The sequence below is a fragment of the Natronorubrum tibetense GA33 genome, assembly GCF_000383975.1.
Classification (GTDB): Archaea; Halobacteriota; Halobacteria; order Halobacteriales; family Natrialbaceae; genus Natronorubrum; species Natronorubrum tibetense.
The window spans coordinates 2874337-2896049 of record NZ_KB913017.1; the positions used below are offsets into that span (position 1 = coordinate 2874337).

The 21713-nt window shown below is 62.8% G+C and carries 18 protein-coding genes; 7 read left to right on the forward strand and 11 right to left on the reverse strand.

Going from position 1 to position 21713, the window contains the following annotated elements:
• The first annotated feature begins 258 nt into the window (after window positions 1-258).
• Window positions 259-1287 carry a CehA/McbA family metallohydrolase domain-containing protein gene (locus tag NATTI_RS0115005; RefSeq protein WP_006090318.1) on the forward strand — a complete coding sequence of 343 codons (1029 nt, stop codon included), beginning with the start codon at window positions 259-261 and terminating at the stop codon, window positions 1285-1287.
• A 75-nt stretch (window positions 1288-1362) separates the two neighbouring features.
• Here the strand turns inward: NATTI_RS0115005 and NATTI_RS0115010 are convergent, their stop codons facing one another.
• From NATTI_RS0115010 to NATTI_RS0115020, 3 genes are all read right to left on the reverse strand, one after another.
• Window positions 1363-1656 carry a DUF6360 family protein gene (locus NATTI_RS0115010; protein ID WP_006090319.1) on the reverse strand — a complete coding sequence of 98 codons (294 nt, stop codon included), beginning with the start codon at window positions 1654-1656 and terminating at the stop codon, window positions 1363-1365.
• An 81-nt stretch (window positions 1657-1737) separates the two neighbouring features.
• Window positions 1738-3555 carry a nitrite/sulfite reductase gene (locus NATTI_RS0115015; protein WP_006090320.1) on the reverse strand — a complete coding sequence of 606 codons (1818 nt, stop codon included), beginning with the start codon at window positions 3553-3555 and terminating at the stop codon, window positions 1738-1740.
• A 105-nt stretch (window positions 3556-3660) separates the two neighbouring features.
• Entirely contained in the window at window positions 3661-3975 is a 315-nt protein-coding gene (locus NATTI_RS0115020; protein WP_019991926.1) for a hypothetical protein, read from the reverse strand.
• Window positions 3976-4363: 388 nt separating this feature from the next.
• Between NATTI_RS0115020 and NATTI_RS0115025 the strand changes: the two genes are divergently transcribed.
• Window positions 4364-4657 carry a hypothetical protein gene (locus NATTI_RS0115025; protein WP_006090322.1) on the forward strand — a complete coding sequence of 98 codons (294 nt, stop codon included), beginning with the start codon at window positions 4364-4366 and terminating at the stop codon, window positions 4655-4657.
• 94 nt (window positions 4658-4751) lie between these two features.
• Here the strand turns inward: NATTI_RS0115025 and NATTI_RS0115030 are convergent, their stop codons facing one another.
• Complete coding sequence (locus tag NATTI_RS0115030; RefSeq protein WP_006090323.1) at window positions 4752-5300, reverse strand: hypothetical protein; 549 nt, start codon at window positions 5298-5300, stop codon at window positions 4752-4754.
• 249 nt (window positions 5301-5549) lie between these two features.
• Between NATTI_RS0115030 and NATTI_RS0115035 the strand changes: the two genes are divergently transcribed.
• Together NATTI_RS0115035 and NATTI_RS0115040 are read left to right on the forward strand one after the other, a co-directional pair.
• Window positions 5550-6515: an N-acetylmuramoyl-L-alanine amidase gene (locus tag NATTI_RS0115035; RefSeq protein WP_006090324.1), complete on the forward strand. Its 966-nt coding sequence runs from the start codon at window positions 5550-5552 to the stop codon at window positions 6513-6515.
• Between the two features lie 103 nt (window positions 6516-6618).
• Window positions 6619-7686, forward strand: coding sequence for an mRNA surveillance protein pelota (locus NATTI_RS0115040; protein WP_006090325.1), 1068 nt, complete (start codon window positions 6619-6621; stop codon window positions 7684-7686).
• A 28-nt stretch (window positions 7687-7714) separates the two neighbouring features.
• Here NATTI_RS0115040 and NATTI_RS0115045 read toward each other — a convergent pair whose 3' ends face one another.
• The 3 genes from NATTI_RS0115045 to NATTI_RS0115055 form a co-directional block, all read right to left on the reverse strand.
• Window positions 7715-8476 (reverse strand): TrmB family transcriptional regulator, encoded by a 762-nt coding sequence (locus NATTI_RS0115045; RefSeq protein ID WP_006090326.1) that lies wholly within the window; start codon window positions 8474-8476, stop codon window positions 7715-7717.
• A 6-nt stretch (window positions 8477-8482) separates the two neighbouring features.
• Window positions 8483-11404 (reverse strand): MMPL family transporter, encoded by a 2922-nt coding sequence (locus NATTI_RS0115050; protein ID WP_006090327.1) that lies wholly within the window; start codon window positions 11402-11404, stop codon window positions 8483-8485.
• 217 nt (window positions 11405-11621) lie between these two features.
• Window positions 11622-12356 carry an MBL fold metallo-hydrolase gene (locus NATTI_RS0115055; RefSeq protein ID WP_006090328.1) on the reverse strand — a complete coding sequence of 245 codons (735 nt, stop codon included), beginning with the start codon at window positions 12354-12356 and terminating at the stop codon, window positions 11622-11624.
• A gap of 115 nt (window positions 12357-12471) precedes the next feature.
• Between NATTI_RS0115055 and NATTI_RS0115060 the strand changes: the two genes are divergently transcribed.
• Complete coding sequence (locus NATTI_RS0115060; protein WP_006090329.1) at window positions 12472-13548, forward strand: zinc-dependent alcohol dehydrogenase family protein; 1077 nt, start codon at window positions 12472-12474, stop codon at window positions 13546-13548.
• Between the two features lie 7 nt (window positions 13549-13555).
• Here NATTI_RS0115060 and NATTI_RS0115065 read toward each other — a convergent pair whose 3' ends face one another.
• Entirely contained in the window at window positions 13556-14587 is a 1032-nt protein-coding gene (locus NATTI_RS0115065) for a hypothetical protein (RefSeq protein ID WP_006090330.1), read from the reverse strand.
• Window positions 14588-14707: 120 nt separating this feature from the next.
• Between NATTI_RS0115065 and NATTI_RS0115070 the strand changes: the two genes are divergently transcribed.
• Together NATTI_RS0115070 and NATTI_RS0115075 are read left to right on the forward strand one after the other, a co-directional pair.
• A complete protein-coding gene (locus tag NATTI_RS0115070) occupies window positions 14708-17539 on the forward strand; it encodes an ATP-dependent helicase (protein ID WP_006090331.1) in 2832 nt (943 codons plus the stop codon).
• A 645-nt stretch (window positions 17540-18184) separates the two neighbouring features.
• Window positions 18185-19054 (forward strand): amidohydrolase family protein, encoded by an 870-nt coding sequence (locus NATTI_RS0115075; RefSeq protein ID WP_006090332.1) that lies wholly within the window; start codon window positions 18185-18187, stop codon window positions 19052-19054.
• A 351-nt stretch (window positions 19055-19405) separates the two neighbouring features.
• On the opposite strand, the gene NATTI_RS0115080 is transcribed toward NATTI_RS0115075, so the two are convergent.
• The 3 genes from NATTI_RS0115080 to NATTI_RS0115090 form a co-directional block, all read right to left on the reverse strand.
• Window positions 19406-20173: an IclR family transcriptional regulator gene (locus NATTI_RS0115080; protein WP_006090333.1), complete on the reverse strand. Its 768-nt coding sequence runs from the start codon at window positions 20171-20173 to the stop codon at window positions 19406-19408.
• A 118-nt stretch (window positions 20174-20291) separates the two neighbouring features.
• Window positions 20292-20891 carry an HD domain-containing protein gene (locus tag NATTI_RS0115085; protein WP_006090334.1) on the reverse strand — a complete coding sequence of 200 codons (600 nt, stop codon included), beginning with the start codon at window positions 20889-20891 and terminating at the stop codon, window positions 20292-20294.
• 5 nt (window positions 20892-20896) lie between these two features.
• Window positions 20897-21613: an EthD domain-containing protein gene (locus tag NATTI_RS0115090; protein ID WP_006090335.1), complete on the reverse strand. Its 717-nt coding sequence runs from the start codon at window positions 21611-21613 to the stop codon at window positions 20897-20899.
• Between the last annotated feature and the right edge of the window lie 100 nt (window positions 21614-21713).

The following is a 21713-nucleotide window of genomic DNA, read 5'->3' on the forward strand; positions in this document are numbered from 1 at the left end:
GTCGCCGATTGTAGCGGAGCCCCAACACTCGAGAGGCGTCCGAACTGAGACGGATAGACCAGCCGAATCGGGCTGTCAGTGCTGGCTACCGATGTTACACCACTGCAAAAAGCGTGGACGATCGAACGTCGAGAGTCATCCGTCCTCAGTGACGATCCATACAGCAACCGCCGCATCGGTCCGGGCCGGCGTCGAACCCCCACAACCCACACAAAAATGAGGAATACTCGCTCACGAGCCAGCCGATCGCCAGTCGTAATGAATCCCTACGCTGCCGTCGACTGGGAGACCACCGACCAGTGTCTCTCCCAGTTTCACCTCCACGAGCCGCGAAACTGGATCGATCCGGAGTCGGCCACTCACGACCCAGCCGGCGAGATAGCCGACGGCGGGGATCAAGAGCGATCCTCGCCCGGGGATCTCATCGACAAGTACCAGTTCGCCGGCTACAGTGCCCTCGCCGTGACCGAACACGAGTACTACGTCGACGGGACCAAGCACAAAGGCGAGCCCTTCTTCGAGGACCTCGACGTGACCAGCTGGCCGTGGTCGCAGTGGGAGCGAAACGGAGGGACAGGCGACATGATTCCGATACAGGGTGCCGAGCTGCGCGGAACCGTCGAGGGTATCGACGAGCGCCACGATATCGTGAGTCTCGGAACCGATCTCGGACACGGTCGCGGACAATCCCTCCTGCAAGTCGCCACCGAAATCGATGAGCGTGGTGGCGTCTCGTTTCTCCCACACCCGGGGCGATACCCCCAGCCCGAAGGTCTCGAAGCCTACGTGGAGTTGTTCGAGCGGGTCGAAACCGTACTTGGTGTCGAGGCGTTCAACGCGCGAGACCGGTATCCAGGTTGCCGGAACATCTGGGACGAGCTACTCGTCGAGTTCGGATCTCGACGACCGATTTGGGCGTTCGCAAACGACGATTATCACGCCAGGCCACGGTCGCCGGAAAACGAGCGATTCGATCGCTCTCGAACCGTACTGTTACTCGAGGAACGATCGCCGGCGGGCGTCATCGACGCGTTGCGGGCTGGCCGAACTTACGTTCAGTACAACGGAGACAGTATCGCCCCGGCAATCGACTCGATCACCGTCGACGACGGTCGCGCTCGCGTCGCGTCGCCGGAGGCGACGTCGGTTCGGTGGATCGGTGACGGCGACCCAATTGACACCGGAACCACCCTCTCGCTGAGGGACGTGTCGAGCACGTACGTTCGCGCTGAAGCGTCCGTGCCGGGTGGCGCGGTAAGCTGCACACAACCACTGTTTCTCTCCTGAGACGGTCTATTCTGGATAGTCTGGCTGATCCCTTCGCCAGGCCGTTGGAACGGCGTTTGTGCGATCGCTGTCGACTCAGTCCGACTCCCCGTCGCCGGCTGCCTCGACGCGATCGGCGTGCTTCTCGAGGTCGGCCGCGAGCGTTCGGGCCTGCTCGGGGGTCAACTCGAGTTCCTCCATGTGTGCAGGGAGGTGTTCTTCGGTCATGTTGTCGAGTTCGAACTGCAGTCGAACGCAGTCGGGAACTTTTCTATCTGAAGTTGCGTTCGCGACGGCGAACGCCTCGGTTTCGAACTCTTGGCCCTTGGCAACGGCGTCGACGAGGTCGAGCGTCGTGTACGCGTTGACCTTCATCAGTCGGTCGGTCATACTGGAACGGAGTGGACGAACGCACTTAGACGACTCGAGACCGGCACCGCCGAAGCAATCAGTAACCCGGTTCGGCGTTGCTCAGTCATCCGACGGAATCGGCGTTCCGTCGCCGCGAGCGGGCGCGGGACTCTCGTCTAAGCTGTCCTCCTCGGCGTAGGGGTACCACGTTCGCTTCGTGTTGTGCATGAACGGATCCTCGTAGTCCGTCTCCTCGGGTTCGATCAGTTCGGCGAGTTCCTCGTCGTCGCGGTCGGCGACGAACTCACGGAAGCTCTCGGTCCCGTCTCGAGCCTCGGCGAAGTTCTCGAGCAGGTTCGCGATCGCACCGGGGACCTCGTCCGCCGGGACCCGTTCGGTGACCCACGAGGCGAACTGGGGCTCCTCGCCGAGGCCGCCGCCGAGGCCGATGTCGAGTGCCTCGACCGGTTCGCCGTTCTTGCGCGTCTTCATGCCGCGCAGCGAGACGTCGGCGATCTGGGGCTGGGCGCAGGAGGCCGTACAGCCCGACAGGTGGATGTGGAAGTTCTCGACGCCGTCGGGGAGGCTGACGTTCTCGGTCAGCCAGCGGCCAAAGCGGACCTGCCGATTTTTCGTCTCGACGATCGAGAGCGAGCAGAACTCGGTACCCGTACAGGCGATGGAGCCGCGCTGGAAGGGGTGGGGGTCTGGACTGTAGTCCTCGAGCACCGGCACCTCGCGCAGGTCGTCGACGCTCTCCGTGGGGACGTCGGTAAGGATGATGTTCTGGCGCTGGGTGAGTCGAACCTCGCCCGAACCGTGTTCCTCGGCTGCGTCCGCGAGCGCGTAGCCGTCGTCGACGCCGATCCGGCCGACGAGGACGTTCAGTCCGACGTAGTAGTTGCCGTCGACCTGCTCGTGGACGCCGACGTGGTCGTGTTTGCCGTCGGCCTCGCCCGCGTTGTAGGAGTAGGAGTCCCGGAGGTCTTCGCCCGCGGTCTCGAGTTCGAAGTCGATGTACTCCTCCTGGAGCGTCTCGCGAAGCTTCTCCGGCCCCCACTCGTCGACGAGGAACTTGATTCGCGCGTTGTATCGGTTCTCGCGGTCGCCGTGATCGCGGAACAGCGCCGAGATGCCGCCCGCGACCTCGACGGCCTGTTCCGGCGTAGCGAAGACGTCGATGTTCCGAGCGAAGCGCGGCTCGTTGCGCGAGAGGCCGCCGCCGACGCGGACGTTGTAGCCGGTTACCGACTCGCCACCGTCGGACTCGTCCGACGAGCCTCCGGCTTCGCCGGAGACATCGATCTCCTTTTCGGCGGGCTCGAACGCCAGATCGTTGATGTCGCCCTGTCCGCAGCCCTCGTCACAGCCCGTTACCGAGACCTTCCACTTGCGCGGCAGGTTCGAGTGCGCCTCGTTCTCCTTGAACGTGTCGTGCAGTTCGGTCGCGAGCGCGTCGGCGTCGACGTGCTCGTGTTTGTCCTTGCCGGCGACCGGACAGCCGACGATGTTCCGCCAGGAGTCACCGCAGGCTTGGACCGTCGAGAGGCCGACATCCTCGAGTTGGTCGAAGATTTCCGGGACGTCCTCGAGACGGATCCAGTGCAGTTGAATCGCTTGTCGGGTCGTCACGTCGAGCCAGCCGTTGCCGAACTCGGGGTTTGCGGCGGGCCCGCGGGAGAACTCGTCCGCGATTTCGACGAGACGTCGGAACTGTCCAGGCTCGAGGACGCCCCCCGGCGGACCGATCCGCATCATGAAGTACGACTCCTGGCCGGCTCGCTGGTGGTACAGCCCGTACCACTTGAACCGCTCGAACCAGGCGTCCTGTTCGTCGTCCGGGATCGACTCCCACCCTTCCTCGGCGAAGTGCTCGATTTCGGCGCGGATGTCGGTCCCGTAGAGTTCGTCCTTCCACTGCTCGACGTCGGTAGGCATTGGATCCGTTATATGGTGGGGTCGTATAAGCCCCTCCGCCTGTCGTCAGTTTACCCCGGCTCTCACCGGTTCCGGACGCCTTTGCCAGTATCGGTCAGCACCGTCTTAGCGCTCGGGCTCTACGAGTGACTGGACGCCTTCGGGGCCGTACGGTTCGAACTCGCCGCCGACGATGCGTCCGATGGGCAACCGATCGATCGAATCGCGAGTGCCGCAGTCGAGACACTGTCCGACGGCGTCCGCGGTCACGATCGAGCCGTCGACGCCGACATCGACGAAGCCTTCCAGGAGAATGTACGCGGGTTCGCAGTCACAAAAAACGCCTCGAGAGAGGGTCCAGACGTCGCTCACGCTCACCTGGCGACTGTCGTTGACGCTGATCCACGCGCCGTCGTCGAGCGTTCGCAATGCGATCGTCATACGACCGGTTGGGCCGCGACGGGTCTCCATCCGTCGACCAGGGCAATGCTTACCGACTCGAGGACGCAAGTGTAGCCGAAAATGGCACGAGGGCGGTCGGTTCATTGACGACTGCACGAACCGAGATAGCGGATAGTATTTCCGATATGTCTGACCGGTTGGTTCGAGATGGTGCAGTTCGTCGCCGGCACGAGCACGAATTCGTCGGGGAGGAGGGTCTCGTCGATTTCTGGACGAGAATCCGTTTGGCTACACCTCACGTTGTGCCGTAACGGCACCTGCAAGGGAGTCGCGAGAGACGCTACTCGAGAGAAGCGAGGGACGCCCCTCGAGTCAGGCTGCACGTGCCGGGCCCAGGTCTACACCGCCGACGGTAGACGCGTCGAGCATGGTCGAACTGGACACCGACACCGAGACCGATCTCGAACTGGGCAAGGCTACGATCGTCTACGAGACCGCGACCGGCGATCTCGAGCGAGCCACCGTCGACAACGACCACATCGCCTACTTCCAGGGCCACTGGCTGTTCGCCTACGGCACCGATGAGGACGGCAACGACGTGGTGCGGCGCGTACCGAAAGAGCGCGTTCGGCTCGTTGAACGCTCCGTCGAGGAGATCGAGGAGACGTTCGAGACGGCCGTGGACAAGACGAAAGGAAAACTCGAGGATCTCGTCGACTGAACGGATCGCACGGCTTCGAAGCACTGCTGTCGGCGAACTCGCATTTTACGGCTGTTCGTCGATTCTTCCACGCCGACGACTGCCGTTCTCGCGGTTAGTTGTCGATCTCGCCGCCGTCGGCCTCCGCGTTCGCGTCGATTCGGTCGGCCCAGCGTTGCTGGCTCTCGTCGTAGGACGCACCCACTGCGATCAGGAAGCCGATGATTGCCGTGACGACGGCAATGGCGCCGACGGCGACGATCGCGATCGGGAGGACCGCCCCCTCGAGGACCTGTGCGGAGGTTAGCAGCGAGACCGCCGTCACGGCCGCGATGAGGGCGAGCAGGCGGCCGAAGCGGCCGGTGTCGAATCCGGACCCGGATGTGTCAGTGTCGGTATCGGTACTCGTGTCGCGGTCCAACAACTCGTTCAGGATCCCGTCGTACTCGTCATCGCTCGAGACGTTGCCCAGCGAGTGAATCGAGTGGGAGACCCACAGTCCCGCGGTGAAGTTGAGCAGGGCGACGAACGAGATGAGGCCGATCTCTCCCTGAATAAACAGTCCCGCGAGGACTGCGTTGACGAACGCGAGGACCATGACCGCGTGAACCGCAAGCGAGCGCGTGCCGAAGTCTTCGAAGAGCTGGACGTGTGCGAGTTTCATACATTCTATTGGCTCCCCAGGGTCATAGCGTGCGTCCCTAACTATGCCACTCAGTACCAATCGTGACTGTAGCGGAGTCCGATACGAACTGCAGTCGGGCCTCCTGCGAGATAGACTGGTGCCGTCTAGATCGCTTGAGGGACCGACTCGAGCTTGTTGCTAGCTTCTCTGATTTAATACAATTGGCCTAGCATACTAGTTACGGTACTAGAGGCTGCTGTTATTACACGGGTCGTAGCATGCGGTGCCATGTGTCTTGACTGCGCTGGACGTGACACAGCTGCGTCGAACGGGCACCGAAACGATCGCTCCGAAACGGCACGGACGGACGACGACGGACGGTGGAAACGACGGCGGTTCCTGCAGGCAACCGGTGTTGCCGCGGGAACCGGAACCCTTCTCGGCACCCAGTCCGGCCGAGTAACGGCATCACACACCGAGTGTGACGCCGCGGACAGATGGGTCGAAGCGGCGAATCACAGTGCGCGGGACCACGGCATCGACTGGATCGTCATCCACGTGACCGCGGGCGCCTATCAGGGCGCGCTGAACACGCTGACCAGTTCGGATTCGGGTGTGAGCTCTCACTACCTCGTGAAGAACTACGACTGGACCGAGGGACCGTCGGCGGGCCACGTCGATCAACTCGTCCACCACGATCGCGCGGCCTGGCACGCTCGATACATCGCCAACCACCGATCGATCGGGATCGAACACGAGTGGTTCGACGACAACGGCATCACCGACGCGTGCTACGAGTCATCCGCGGATCTCGTCCGCTGTATCGCCGACATGCACGACATTCCCCTCGAGTTCTACACGAGTAAGACGTGCATTCAGAACGAACCCGGCGGCATCATCGGCCACACGCACGTCCCGGACGGTGACTGCAACACCTTCGATCACGGCGGCCGAACCTGTCCGTACCCCGATTGGGATATGGATCACTTCGCAGACCTCGTCCGCGACAGCGACGGTGGTGGCGGTGGTGGCGACACGTTCGAGATGGGCGACGACGTCGTCACGACGACCGACCTCAACGGTCGCGAGCAGCCGTGTCTCAACGACGACGTCGTGCTGACGCTCTCGGAGGGGACCCAGGCCGAGGTGATGAACGGTCCCGAACAGTGTGACGACATCACCTGGTGGGGGCTGTACGTGCCGTCGGCCAACGAGTGGGTCTGGTGCTCCGAAAATTACCTCGCGCACGCCTGAGGACTCCTCCACTCGCGGGTCAGCTTTCGAGTTGCGATTCGAAGACGCTAGCGCTACCGTCGGATTCGTCACGCACTTACCGACCCCTCGAGAAGGGCCGGGTATGCAGATCAAAGACCGGGAGCAGGTCGAGGGCGGCCGCGAACGGGTCACCGTCGTCCCCGAGAGCGTCGACGACCTCTGGCACCTGCAGTACGTCCTCGAGCCCGGCGACCGCGTCGCGGGCGACACGACCCGGCGGATTCAGCGCAACGACGACCAGATGCGCGATACGGGCGGCGAGCGCGAACCGATGTGGGTCGCCATCGCCGTCGACGATATCGAGTTTCACAAGTTCGCAAACCGGTTGCGCGTGGGCGGCGAAATCGTCGCCTGCTCGCGCGAGGACCAGTTAGGGTTTCACCACACGCTGAACGTCGAGGAGCGCGAGGAGCTTTCGATCGAGAAGTACTTCAAGCCGGACCAGGAGGCCCGACTCGAGGAGGCTGAGGAGGCCACCGAGAACCCCGACGTCGCCATTGCGACCGTCGAGGAGGGACAGGCCCACGTCCACACGGTCGCCCAATACGGCACCGAGGAGCGGGCGACGATCACCGGGACGACCGGGAAGGGGGAGTACTCTCGCGGGCGCTCGGAGCTGTTCTCGGAGCTCGCGGACGTCCTCAAACGCCAGGACGTCGACGCGATCATCCTCGCCGGCCCCGGCTTTACGAAACAGGACGCCCGGAAGTACATCGAGAACAACGAGCCCGAGGTCGCCGAGAGAATTACGATGGTCGACACGGCCAGCGTCGGCGACCGTGGCGTCCACGAGGTGCTCAAACGCGGCGCCGTCGCGGACGTCCAACAGGAGACTCGAATCGAGAGCGAAGCCGAATACATCGACGAACTCACGCGACGCATGGCCGAGGGCGCGAAAGCCGCCTACGGCCCCGAACAGGTAAAGCAGGCCGCCGAGTTCGGCGCGATCGAACGCCTGCTCGTCCTCGACGATCGACTGCAGAAAGAGCGCGGTCCCGACGGCGAGTGGGCTATCAGCGTCGACGAGATCGTTCGCACGACCGAACAGAAAGGCGGCGACGTGACGGTGTTCTCGAGCGAGTTCCCGCCGGGCCAGCAGCTGTCGAATCTCGGTGGGATCGCGGCGCTGTTGCGATATCGACTCGAGTAACGGCGACAAATTGACGGCCGGTTCTCCGTCAGTCCGATTCGGGCCGCAACTGGTCGCTCGCTTCGATCAGCTGGATCAACACGGACGCGAACAGCGAGTCGGAACTCCAGATCGCGGTCTCGCTCCCGTCGTCGTCGACCACGCTCAGCAGAATGCTCTCCCCGTCGACGACGACGACCCGTCCGGATCGCTGGTCGCCCTCGCGGAAGTCTGGCGGCGTCTCGGTCGTGATGCCATCGATCGCGTCGAACTGGTCTCGGATCTCGTCAGTCCGACTGATGACGAGGACAGAGACGCCGTCGGCCGCACGCTCTCGGATGGTTCGTTCGATGGACTCCGTGACGAACGTCGGCAGTCGCGTCCCGAAGATGATCCGATTTTCGGCCTGTGAGAGGAGATCGACGACGCGGCTGTCGACTCGGTCGCGGCTGCGGACGGTCCAGAGGTCCTCCTGGGTCTCTTCCGTCGACGACTCCTCTTTGACCCCCTCGACGTAGTCGAACGCCCGTTCACGTTCGCGTTCGAACCGCTGTTCGAGCGTGTTTCGGGCCTCCTCGATGCTGACCGGTCGGTACCGGATCGGACTCGACTGCTGGACCTCGAGCAAGCTTCGTTCCTCGAGACTCTCGGCGACGCTGTACACCTGCGAGCGAGGCACGTCGGTGACGTTGGCGACGTCCCGTGCGGTTCCGGACCCCAGTCGATGTAAGGCGATGAACACCTTCGCCTCGTAGCTGGTGAGTCCGAGTCGTTCGAACGCGTCGACGGCCTCACTCTCGTCGTCAGTCACGGCTGGTCACTCCTCATCGTCTCTCGCGTCGTTCGGTATTTCGGTTTCGGTCTGTCTCTCGGTGCCCCCGTCGCTCGCGGTCGGCGTTCCGGCAACCGACCCCGAGGTCTCGAAGGAAACGTCCGGACCGAAGTACCGCGTCCAGAGCACCAGCAGCGTCGGGAGGACGATCACGCTTGCGAGGAACGAGTACGCGATCGTCAGCCCGGTGATAATCCCGAACTGCCGGAGCACGGGGAGGATGGCGAAGGCGAGCGTCCCGAAGCCGCCGATAGTCGTCGCCGCACTGCCGAGCAGCGCACCGCCGGTCCCCGTCACGGTCGTGTGCATCGCGTCCCAAACGTTGCCCTGTCGCTCGAGTTCGAGCGTGTAGCGAGCACTGACGTGGATACTGTAGGCGACGCCGAGCCCGATCGTGAGGCTCGTGATCATCCCCGTCAACACGTTGAACGGCATGTCCAGCAGGTGCATCGTCCCCAGGATCCAGCTAACCGCGAACGCGACCGGCAGTAGGGTTACCGTGCCGAGCGTCGCGCTGTTGCCGGTCAGCCAGTAGGCCGCCGTCAGGAAGCCGAAGACGGCGACGAGCGTGATCATCAGGCTCTGCAAGACGGTGTCGAGCAGGTCCTGTTCGACGATGTAGCTGACAATCGGATCGCCCGTCGCGATGGCGTTGAGTTCGCCGTCGCCGGCGTTGAGGTTCCGCTGGTCGCCCGTGCCGTCGACGTCGATAGTACCCGCGATGGCTCGCATCTCGTCGGTCGTGTCGGCGAAGCTGGCGTCACCCTGCGTCGAGATGAGCAGTCGGGCCGACTCGTAGTCGCCGTCGTCGGTACGGTGGAGGACAGTACTCGCAGCGTCCTCATTGGCTTCGAACAGTTCGTCGTACAGTTCCGCGAGGTTCTCGTTGGGGACGCCGTCGCCGTCGGTCGCGGCCTGATACGACTCGTTGAACGACTCGTTCTGTGCGGCCGTCTCCTCCATCACCGAAATCGGCCCCTGCACGTCCGCTTCGCCGTTTGGAAGCGTGTAGACGGTACTGCTCTCCGCAGCTTCGTCCTGGGCGTCCGATAACTGCCGCAACGCGTCGTCGTCGGTTATATCACCTTCGACGAGTATCTGGGCCTGCGTGTCCTCCCGCTGGAAGTTCTCGTTGACGAACTCGAGGTCGTCTGCGGCCTGATACTCTCCGGGGGCCATCCCAGCCGGCAGGTGTTCGGTCCAGGCCGGCGGGCTCTCCGCGAGGAAGTCCTCTTCGTCGAAGCTCGTGTCGACCTGCGTCGCACCGTAGACGCCGCCGGCGGTGAGCAACAGCGCGGCGATCAGGACGATGACCGGAATCTTTCGCGCCGCGGTCGATCCCAGCGTGAGGACGTTGGTGAACCCCCCCTCGCCGGTCCCGAACGCGCGCTTTCGGCGACTCATTCCGCGCGACTCGAGGAAGGAATCGATCTCGACTTTGAGGGCCGGGATCAACGCGCCGAAGATGATCAGCGCGGCGAGGATTCCGAACGAACTGATGACGCCGAACTCCCGAATGGGGCCGATGGGACTGACCAGGTTCGCGAGGAACCCGATCGCGGTCGTCGCCGTCACCCAGACGAGGGCGACGCCGACGCCTGCCAGCGCAATCGTCATCGAACCGCGGACGGTGCTCGAGACACCGTCGGCCTCACGTTGCTCGCGATGGCGCATGAAGACGTGTATCGCGTAGTCGATAGAGAGCCCGATTAGCAACACGGGCACCGCGATCATCATCTGGTTGAACGCGATGCCGGTCCAGCCCATGAAGCCGAACGTCCACACTAACACGGCACCGATTCCAGCGACCCCCAACGCGATGTCGAGTGGGTCCCGGTAGGCGACGACCAGCGCGACGACGACGAACAACAGCGCGAGCGGGCCGACGATGGCGAGGCTGTCGCCCATCGAACGGTCGATCTCGTCGGTAATAATGCCGATTCCGAAGACCATGTACTCCTGGTCTTGCTGGTTGGCAAGCTCACGGAGGTCGAGTTGGCTCTCGAGGGCCCGATCGCTTTCGCCGCCCATCTCCATCTGGCTAGCAGTCGTCTCCTGCGTGACCATCGTCATGCGGGCGTCGGCCTGGGTTGATCCGGGGTCGTACGAGGACGCCATGAAGCCGAGCGCCGCGGCGTCGTTGTCTCCATCGTCCGACAGCGTGTCGGTCAGGAGTTCCTCGAACTCCTCATCGTCGAGTTCTTCGAGGGCCTCGATCTGTTCGTCGAGCGACGGCTGCTCGCCGTCACCTTCTTGCAGCGCCTGTTGCTCTTCTTCGAACGCCTCGGAATCTTCCTCGAGTTGTTGGGAGTCTTCCTCGAGTTGTTCCTCGCGTTCTTCGAGCTCTTCGCTTCGTACCTCGAGTTCTTCGGGCGACGGCGCATCGGGATCGCCGGCCTCAAGTGCGGCTTGATCCGCTTCGAGTTCCGCGTAGTCTTCTTCGAGCGCCGCGCTTCGTTGTTCGAGTGCTTCACTTCGCTCCTCGAGTTCGGCGCCCTGTGCTTCGAGTTCAGCGGCCTGTTCCTGACTGATGGCCGTGATCGCGAGGATGTTTTCGACGCCGGTGATCGAGTCGTTCTCGACGAGCGTCTCGTTGACTGATTCGTTCGCGTGAATCACCTGTTGGAACTCGAGCGAATTGATCACTGACTCCTGCGTGAGGACGTTATCGCCACGTGCTATCACCTGAACCGACGTGGTGTTTTCGTCACCTTCAGACTCGAACCGCTCGTTGATATCCTCGAGCGCCTGCGCTTCGTCCGACTCGCTCTCGAACTGATCGAGCGAGGAGTCGTCGTCGACCATCGGCATTCCCGCACCGACGAGTGCCGTCGTCAGTAACAGGGCGAGAATGACGATCTTGGAGTGAGTCGTCACGATATCCGCGAGTCGATTCGGGAGACTCATCCGCTCACCTCTTCGAAATACGCCAACTGTGCATAGGGGACCATTCTGTTGTTATGATCCTACAAACTCGTGCTATATACCTGTTCGGATATGGGTGTCAGCGTGTATGTTATTCTTAGAAAAGAACACTTATGAGTGACCGTTCGTCGTGTCCGAAATAGCGAAGGATAGTGCTGAACGCGTCCGGATTCGTATTCGTATGCCAATTGTCACCTCGTTACTCGACCGAGATCGTCGTGAGATCCTCGGCGAACCGAACGTCCCCGTCGTAGTGAGCGGCGATCGATTCGAGCATCTCGTCGTGACGACCGTCGGTGTGGGGATAGAGGTGGGTCAGGTAGACGCGGCCGATCTCCCGGCCGGCCAACTCCTTGCCGAGGGTCTCCGGCGTGGGGTGGTTCGAGACGTCGACATCGTCGGGAAACGAACAGTCGTGGGCCAGAATCGCCGACCCTTCGGCGAAGTTTGCCAGCCCGGCGAAGGCCTCGCTGTCGCCGCTGAAGGTGAACAGATCGCCGAATCGGTAGGCCAGACACGGCAGCGAGTGGCGGGTCTCGTAGGCCGAGACGTCGAACCCCGCCACGGAGAACTCGCCGGGGACGACCTCGCGTACCTGCAGGTCGAGTTTCCCCTGCATGTACTCGTGGACCTCGAGTAAGTCGTCAAGCAGAGATTTCGTTCCCTGCGGGCCGACGATCTCGAGGTGTTCCTCGCCGGCGAGCCAGCGGGCTTTCATCAGCGGGAGCAGGTCGGCGACGTGATCCAGGTGGTGGTGCGTGAGCAGCACGGTCGAGACGTTCTCGTAGCCCACGCCGGACTGCTGGAGCCGGTGGAGAACTCCCGACCCGCAGTCGACGAGCAGGGTCCGGCCGCTCTCCTGGACGAGAATTCCCGTCTGGAATCGTTCCCCCGTCGGCATCGCGCTGCCGCTTCCGAGAAAGGTGACACGCATACCGGACACTCACACGCCCTGGCCGATAATACTACCCTCTTCGAAGCGAAGCGAACACCGATTCGGTCGCCCGATTGTCGGAGACGTTACCACGTCGGCGCTCGACGGTTACGGTATGCGCGCTGCAGTACTCGAGGCCTATGGCGAACCGCTGTCGATCGAGTCCGTCGATCCGCCCGACCTGGCCCCCCACGGGGTCGTCGTCGATGTCGACGCTTGCGGCATCTGTCGGAGCGACTGGCACGCCTGGCAGGGCCACGGCGAGTGGGCCGACGATCAGGTGCCGCTGGGGCAGATTCTCGGCCACGAGCCGGCGGGACGGGTCGCTCGAGTCGGTGAGCAAGTCGATACGCTCGAGGAAGGCGACCGCGTCGCGGTGCCGTTCAATCTGGGCGAGGGCTCGTGCTATCAGTGCCGGAACGGTCACGGAAACGTTTGCGAGGACGGTTACGCGCTGGGGTTCGAATCGAGCGTTCCCGGCGCGTTCGCCGAGCAGGTCCACGTCCCCCACGCCGATTTCAACGCCGTGGCGCTCCCCGAGGACGTCTCGGCGGAGGCCGTCGCCGCGCTCGGCTGTCGGTACGTGACCGCGTTCCACGCGCTCGCCCACCGGGCCAATGTCGACGCCGGCGACTGGATCGCCGTCCACGGCTGTGGCGGCCTGGGGCTGGCGGCCGTCCAGATCGCGAGCGCACTCGGTGCGCGCGTGATCGCGGTCGACGTCCGCGACGAACCGCTCGCGATGGCGACCGATCTCGGGGCCGAGGAGACGGTAAACGGAGCGAAACGCGAAGAAACCGGCGAGTCCGACGTCCCGGTCCTAATCGAGTCGATCACCGATGGGGGAGCTCACGTTTCCGTCGACGCACTCGGGCGCGCCGAAACCTGCCGCAACAGCGTGGACTGTCTCCGCATCCGCGGCACCCACGTCCAGATCGGGCTGACGACGGCCGCCGAAAAAGGCGAGGTGTCGCTGCCGATCGACGAGCTGACACGCTGGGACGTTACCGTCGTCGGCTCTCGAGGCATGCCGCCGTCGCGGTACGACGAACTGCTGCGGATGATCGACTCCGGCGCGCTCGAGCCCGAACGGCTGGTCACGAATCGCGTCTCGCTCGCGGACGTTTCCGACCGACTCGCGGCGATGAGCGAGTACGACACGCGCGGCGTCGAGGTCGTGACGGAGCTGTGACGGCGAGCTAGCGGTCCTGATCCGCTCTCATCCGAGTGCTGACGGCTCGGTCCGTCTGATCGAACAGGAACCGATCGTACGTCCCTTCGTACGATCCCAGCAGCGGTTCGTCGCTGGTCGTATCGATGCCGACGGTCCGCGAGTCGCTTCTGTCCGCGTACTCGGCGGCGGCATCGTTCGGATCGTACGCGGCGAACGTTACCTTGGTCTCGCTCACGTCGTAATCATAGAGGAGCACGTAGTGGGCCTCGAGTACGTTCTCGCCGGAGATCGTCACGCCCGCCGAGCCGAACTCGTCGATCGCCTCGCGAATCTCGTCGGCCTGCGATCGGTAGTCGATCCACTCGGGCCGAAGCAGCACACGCCGTCGGATCCACGACTCGAGGTCGGTGAACTGGCTCCGATGAAATCGCTCGACATCGTCGCGCACGGGCGACGAGTCTCGATCCTCGAGCGGATCGTTAACGTGTTCGATCTCGCTGGTCGACTTGCGGTCGACGGGACGGGCGGTCGGCTCCTCGAAATACCACTGCGCGGCCATCGCCATCCCGTAGCAGTATCCCTTCGTTCCGAACAGTCGGTTGGCGTTCGCGTAGAGCCGTTCGGCAACCGTTCGAATCTGCGTATCGGGAGCCACGCCCGTGGCGAACGACAGCTGATCGCCGAACGTTTCCTCCCAGGAGTCCGTCAGGGAGTCTTGAAGCTCGCTCTCCGAGACGAATGCACCCGGATCGGGGGCCGCGGGCGGCGTGGAATAGTTTTCGAATCCAAAGGCGTCGGTCGCCGGATCGAACGCGGCGTCGTCTCCGCTCGAGTTCGAATCCGAACGTGAAGCAAACGGTCGATTCTTCCGCGCGCCGACGGAGAGAACCCCCGCGGCGGCCGAGAGCGAAATTCCACAGAGTAGCGTGCGACGTGTCAATCGAGTCATTTGGTAGTCGACGACGCGGCTCGGTGGCCGACCGGCCTCGCCGCGAGTCGTGTGCCGAACGCTCGCGTCGTCCTCCGCTTCGCTTCGTTGATACTCGACAATATACACGACCGGCTTGCGGATGCAGGGACGGCTCCCCCGTCGCTGGAACCCGATCGGCCGATCCCGGCGTTCACTTTCACTCCGGTGGGCAAACCCTCTTCCCTCCCGCCCTCCGAGTCGACCACAATGAGCGGGAACGACGGCCTCGAGTTGCCCGTCGCCGACGACGATCTTCCCTTCGATCCGGCGTCTATCACCATCGAGGACCGAGACGTTTTCGACCTCTTGGAGCCCGCGGTCCAGGAGTGGTGGCTCGAGGAGTTCGGCGAGTTCGTTCCCGAGAACGAGGGCTTTTTTACACCGCCACAGCGGGGCGCGATCCCGAAAATCCACGACGGGACGAACACGTTAGTCTGTGCGCCGACCGGGTCGGGGAAAACGCTCAGTTCCTTCTGTGCGATCATCAACGAACTCTACAGACGGACCCGCGAGTCTCCCGATGTCGACGAACGAGAGCCGTCTGCCCGGGAGCAAGACGCTTCCGATGATCTCGAGAACTCCGTCTACTGCCTCTACGTCTCCCCCCTCAAGTCGCTCGCCAACGACATCCACCGCAATCTCGAGGTGCCGCTCGAGGGCATCGAGGAGATCGTCGCCGATCGCAACGACGACACGGAGATGGGCGAAATCCGCCACGCCATCCGCCACGGCGACACCTCCTCGTACGACCGCCAGAAGATGCTCGAGGAGACGCCTCACATCCTCAACACGACCCCCGAGACGCTCGCGATCTTGCTCAACTCCCCGAAGTTCCGCGAGAAGCTACGGACGGTGGAGTACGTCATCGTCGACGAGATCCACTCGCTGGCGGCGGGCAAACGCGGCACGCACCTCTCGGTGAGCCTCGAACGACTCGAGGCGCTGTCCGAGGGTGACATCACCCGGATCGGCTGTTCGGCGACAATCGAACCGCTCTCGGAAGTTGCGGAGTTTTTAGTCGGCCAGGAAGAGACAGGCGGCGATCACCGCCCATACGACATCGTCGACGCCCGCTTCGCTCGCGAGTTCGACATGCGACTCGAGTGTCCCACCGACGATCTGATCAACACGTCCCGCGAGGTCGTCCAGCAGCGGTTCTATCGGATGCTCCACGAGCACATCCAGGACCACACGAATACGATCGTCTTCACGAACACGCGCTCCGGCGCGGAGCGAGTCCTGCACAACCTCCGCGAGGAGTTCGACGCCTACGACGAGGGGAACTCCGGCTGTCACCACGGCAGCCTCTCAAAGGAGGTCCGACAGGATATCGAGGGCCGATTGAAAGGCGGCGATCTCGACGTGGTGACGACCTCGACGAGCCTCGAGTTGGGGATCGACATGCCCCACGTCGATCTCGTGGTTCAGGTCGGTTCGCCCAAATCGGTCGCCTCCCTTCTCCAGCGCGTCGGGCGAGCGGGCCACCGCGTCGGTCAGACGGTGACGGGCCGCGTCATCGCGCTGGATCGGGACGAACTGCTCGAGTGTGCGGTGATGCTCAAAAAGGCCGAAGAGGGGTTCGTCGACTCCGTCTCGATCCCCGAGAACGCCCAGGATGTCGCCGCCCAGCACGTCTACGGGATGGCCATCGCGGATATCCGTCCCGAGTCCGATCTGAAGGCCATCCTGCGCCGTGCCTACCCCTACTGGAACTACACCGACGAGGAGTACGAGTCACTGATGCGGTACCTCACCGCGGAGTACGCCGGCCTCGAGGATCGCAACGTCTACGCGAAGGTCTGGCGCGACGCGAACGACCCGCCCGACGGTGAACACCACTACGAGGAGTACCCCGTCGGCGAGACGCTGATCGGCAAACGGGGCCGACTGGCCCGGGTCATCTACATGACCAACATCGGAACGATTCCGGACTCCTTTACCTGCGACGTCTCCACGCGCGGGAGCAACGAGTGGGTCGGCCAACTGGACGAGAGCTACCTCGACACGCTCGAGAAGGGCGACGTCTTCGTCCTCGGCGGCGACCACTTCGAGTACCGTTACCGTCGCGGCTCGAAGGTGTACGTCGATCGCACGAGCGCGCGGCCGACCGTCCCCTCCTGGTACTCCGAACGGCTGCCGTTGTCGTACGATCTCGGACGCGAAATCCTCGAATTCCAGGGCGAACTCCTCGGTCACTTCGAGGACGGCGGTCCGCCGCGGGTCCGGGCGTGGCTCCGGGAGTTCCCGCTTGACGACAACAGCGTGCGGGCGATCGCGCGGCTGTTCGAACACCAGTTCCGCTATGCTGGCTCGGAGAGCGTCAGCACCGACGAGCGACTCGCCATCGAGGTCGTCCGTGACCGCGACGAGTACGAACGCCACTACTACGTTCACTCCCTGTACGGCCGGCAGTTCAACGACGGGCTCTCGCGGCTGCTGGCCTATCGCTGCGCCCAGGAGGCGACCGCCAACGTTCGCGTCGCCGTCGCCGACAACGGCTTCGTCCTCTCGATGCCGCTGAATCGGAAAGTCGACATCGAGGGGATCGTCGAGGACCTCGGGCCCGAACAAGTGCGCGAGGATCTCCGGGCCGCGCTTTCGGGCACCGACCTCCTCCAGCGGTACTTCCGGATCAACGCGACGCGGTCGCTGATGATTCTCAAACGCTACAAGGGCTACGAGAAGTCCGCGAGCCAGCAGCAGGTCTCGAGCGAGATGCTGCTCGGCTTCGCCGAGGACTTAGAGAACTTCGCGGTCATCGAAGAGACCTATCGGGAGATCCTCGAGGACAAACTCGACGTCGGGGAGATTGAGGACTTCGTCGGCGCGCTCGACACGGGCGACATCGCGCTCGAGCGCCAACTGCTGGACTCGCCGACGCCGCGGGCGTTCGGCCTGGCCACCCTCTCGGCCAGCGATGTCGTTCTCGCGGAAGACGAGAGCGCCGCCCTACAGGCGTTCCACGAGCACGTCCTCGACGAAATCGGCGAGGAGTCACTGCGCGGACTCTCTTCGGAGTCGGATTCCTCCCACGACTAAAGTCGTGGGTTTCCTCCTTGCATTTCTGTGAAGAGAGCGGCTCGAGTCAGTTGCCGTCCGCGCTGACCGGTATCGGCGGCCGCCAGAATGGTCCCTATTGATTCTACGCGCAGTCGTTCGACGGCGACCGTCCGTACGTGGTCGACGAACGGATACCGCGGTCCGGTCGTCCCGTCGAGCAGTTCACAGTGACAGTTTGGCGTACCGTGAAGAGCAGCGCGGTACCGCACTCATTGGGAATGATATGACGGCATAAAATGAATCAAAATAAGACTACATGTGTGTAATCTGTCCAATAGCTCAGGATAGTCTCTTAACAGCCGATATAGTGCTAAAAAGGACCGCTATGCGCTTTATTTGTGTCTTTCAGGTGTTCGATTTGACCCCTGGAAGAATAACTCGGAAAATTCCCTAAAACACTCTAACACCGCTTTTAGGGGAGTTTCAGATCGCAGATTCGAAAATAGCAGCAGTGTTCTATAAATACCTACTATTTGGTAGTTATGAGGAATAATAAGGAATATGATTGTTATGGAACTGTCGCCTAACTGTTCCCGAACCCGTGATCGACAGTTGCGAATCAGTGCGAGTGAAACTGCGGTCGACGGACGAAAATACATATAGCATCATCACATCGCTCGTAGTATGGGTGCACCTACGGTACTCGACGAGCCGCGCGCAATCGACATGCACGCCCACCAGCCGACGAGCGAGTTCCTCCACGACGCGGGCGGGCAGATGATGAAAGACGCGGCCGACCGGTTCGGTGCCGATCTCGAGCCGGACACGTACGAGCACATGCTCGAGGAGTATCGAGAGGCCGGCGTCGGCCGCGCCGTCTTGCTCGGCTGGGACGCGGAAACGAACACCGGAAATCCGCCCGTTCCGAACGACTACGTCGCCGAGGTTCGTGACGAGTACGCCGATTTCTTCATCGGCTTCGGCTCCGTCGATCCGCTCAAAGACGACTGCGTCGAAGAGGCGATTCGCTGCGTGGAAGACCTGGATCTCTCCGGGTTCAAGTTCCAGCAGATCGCCCAGGGGTTCGACCCGTCCGATCCCGAACACGAAGAGCTCTGGGCGACGATCGAGGATCTCGGCGTTCCTGTCGTCTTCCATGGCGGCAACTCGACGCTCGGGGCCTGTTCGCCAGGTGGTCGCGGATTGAAGATCAAGTACGGGAATCCGATGCTGATCGACGACGTGGCGGCCGACTACCCCGACCTGCAGATCCTCATCGCCCATCCCGCTTACCCCTGGGAGAAAGAACAGCTCGCGATCTGCCAGCAGAAGGGCAACGTCTACATGGATCTCTCCGGGTGGATGCCGAGATATATTGACGATCAGGTGCTGGAGTACGCCCAATCCCTCCTCTCGGACAAGGTCATGTTCGGAACTGACTACCCCATGCTCGAGCCCGAGCCGTGGCTCGAGCAGTTCGCCGAACTCGAGTTCGACGAGTCGGTCCAGCGCAAGATCCTCTGGGAGACTGCCGAGGAGTTCCTCGGGTTGTAAGTCATCGAGCAGTCGCTCGGACTCGACCGTCCGTCACGCACCGTTCGAGTTATGCGAACGGAGCGAACCGATAGACGCTACAGTTTCCAACACTATCGATCATGATTGATCTACCTTCTCTCAACAGATGTAAGTTAATTACAGGCGTACGTTTGTAAAGTATCGGCAGGGTAGTTCCGAGTCACTCCTACATCGCTCGCAGCTCCCGATAGCGTTTATTCGATCGGTTTGCGGGTTCCCGAACGCTCACAGCCCGCTATTCGAATCGAATCAGCGCTGCAATAGAAAGGCGGTATCGTCGGTGTTCGAATAGTTCGAACGAGGGGAGACATCGTCAGTGCTCGGGCGGGTTCAAGAGTGCGCGAGATTGACTTCGACTTCGTTCGTCGCGCCGAGCAGCAGATCGGGGAGTTCCTCGATCATCAGGTCGCCACGCAGCCGATTTGCGGGGCCGGCGACGCTGATCGCGCCGATTGCAGTGCCCGACTCGTTTCTGATCGGCGCACCGACGGCGTGGACGCCGATGACCGACTCCTCGCGGTTGAACGCGTATCCTCGCTCGCGGATCGTCTCGAGGTGGTCGCGGAGTTCGTCACCGTCGGTGATCGTTCGATCCGTCTGTGCGGAGAGTCCGTAGTCGTCGAGAATCTCCTCGATCCGTTCGTCGGGGAGGTGTGCGAGAATCGCTTTTCCCGCAGCGAACTGGTGGAGGTGCGTCCGCTGGCCGATCCGAGCGTGGGTTTTCACGGAGTGTCGTCCCTGGGCCCCGTAGATGTGGACGCCGACGCCGTGCTCTTCGATCACGCACCAGACCTTTTCGTCGGTTTCGGCCGCGAGCTCGTCGACTTTCGGCCTGGCGACGTCGTACAGTCGGTGACGGTTGCGGACGTGAATCCCGTAATCGAGAAACCACGTGCTGATGCGGTAGGTGTCGCCCTCCTGGACGAGCAGTCCCCGCGACTCGAGAGTCTTTACGTGGCGGTGAACCGTACTCTTCGCGAGTTCGAGTTCGGCGGCGATCTGGGTGATCCCCGCACCGTCGGCGTCTTTGACCACGTCGACGATGTCGAAGGCGGTTTCGACGGTTTCGACCGGCCTGTGTCGCGAGTCGCTTGCCATGTGCGTACATTTGCGGAGAACTGACAAAAACCTGTTCCCGCTATTCGAACGATCGGCGGTTTCGTTCGTATCGTTCGAACCCGGTATTAGAGTTTGGAGTCGTCTCTTGGCCAACCGGCTACGAGGTCTGGGAGTACTCCTCGACCCACTCCTGTAGCGTGATCCCCATCGTCGCCTGCGTGATGGCGTTCGACGAGGCGGAGTTCGCGCTCTTGACGAGTTCGGCCTCGAGCGTCCGTTTCGGTACCTCACCGAGGAAGTGCGGAATCGCGCGCTGGACGGAAAGCGGACAGCCGACCTCGTGGGCGAGCGCGTAGCCGGAGATGGAGTGGGGGATCTCCTCGCTGACGTATCTCGGGTCGGGCGCTGCGAGCAGTTCGTCGTCCACGAAGGCCGGGTACTCGTAGCACTTGCCCACGTCGTGGAGGAGACACGCGGCGACGATCGTGTCGATGTCCGGGTCGGCGCCGTGAAACTCCCGCTGCTCGCGAGCGGACTCGAGTGCGATGCGCGTAACGCCGCGGACGTGCTCGACGTTCGTGACCTCGTGGATGTTCCAGGCGTAGGGGATGTCTTCGACGTCCCGCCAGCCGCCGCGCGTTAAGCCGAGCGTCCACGCCTCGACGACGCGGTCGCGAAGGTCGTCGTCCGCGATTTCCTCGAGTTCCGGAAACGCCTCGCGGACCTGGTCGTCGAAATCGAAATCTGGCTCCGACATGACGATCAGTGCTCGTCCGTGACGAGGCGTTCCCGGCCGATGAGTCGGGGCCGTTCGTCGATCGCGAGGAAGTTGTCGACGTCCTCGCGGGCCTCCTTCGCCTTCCCTCTCTCGGGGTCGTAGTCCCGGGAGCCTTCGCCGCCGAGCGCGTCGTACAGCTTCTCGAGATCCTCGAAGTAGAGTTCGGCGACGCCGTCGAACTCCGCGTGTTCGGGATCGGTCGGCAGGACCGTATTGTACTTGACGACGCCCTCGATCTCGCGGGCGATCGGCGTGTGCTCGGTCTGCCAGTAGTCGACGAACTCTTGGTGACTCATCCCCTCCTTTCGGACGAGAAACGCCGAATGCTTGTAGAGGCCGTCCGTGTCGCCGTCGACCTCGTCCTTCTGGACGATCTCCTCGCCGATAAACCGGGGTCGCTCCTCGACCGCGAGGAAGTTGTCGACGTCCTCGCGAGCTTCCTTGGCTTTCCCCTTCTCGGGGTCGTAGTCCCGCGAACCTTCGCTGCCGAGCGCGTCGTGGAGGGCCTCGAGGTCCTCGAAGTAGAGCTCCGCGATCCCGTCGAACTCGGCGTGATCCGGTTCGGTCGGTAGTACCTGTTGATAGCGAACGACGCCCTCGATCTCACGGGCGATCGGCGTGTGTTCGGTCTGCCAGTGCTCGACAAACTCCTCGTGAGACAGGCCGTCCTGACGGACCAGTAGGGCCACGTGTTTGTACATCACGAGCGTGTTTTTCACACAGGACAATAAATGATGAGGACGGTGGTCACACGACAGGCAACTACTGCGCTCTCGATGCTGGATACGACGAGACCGTTAC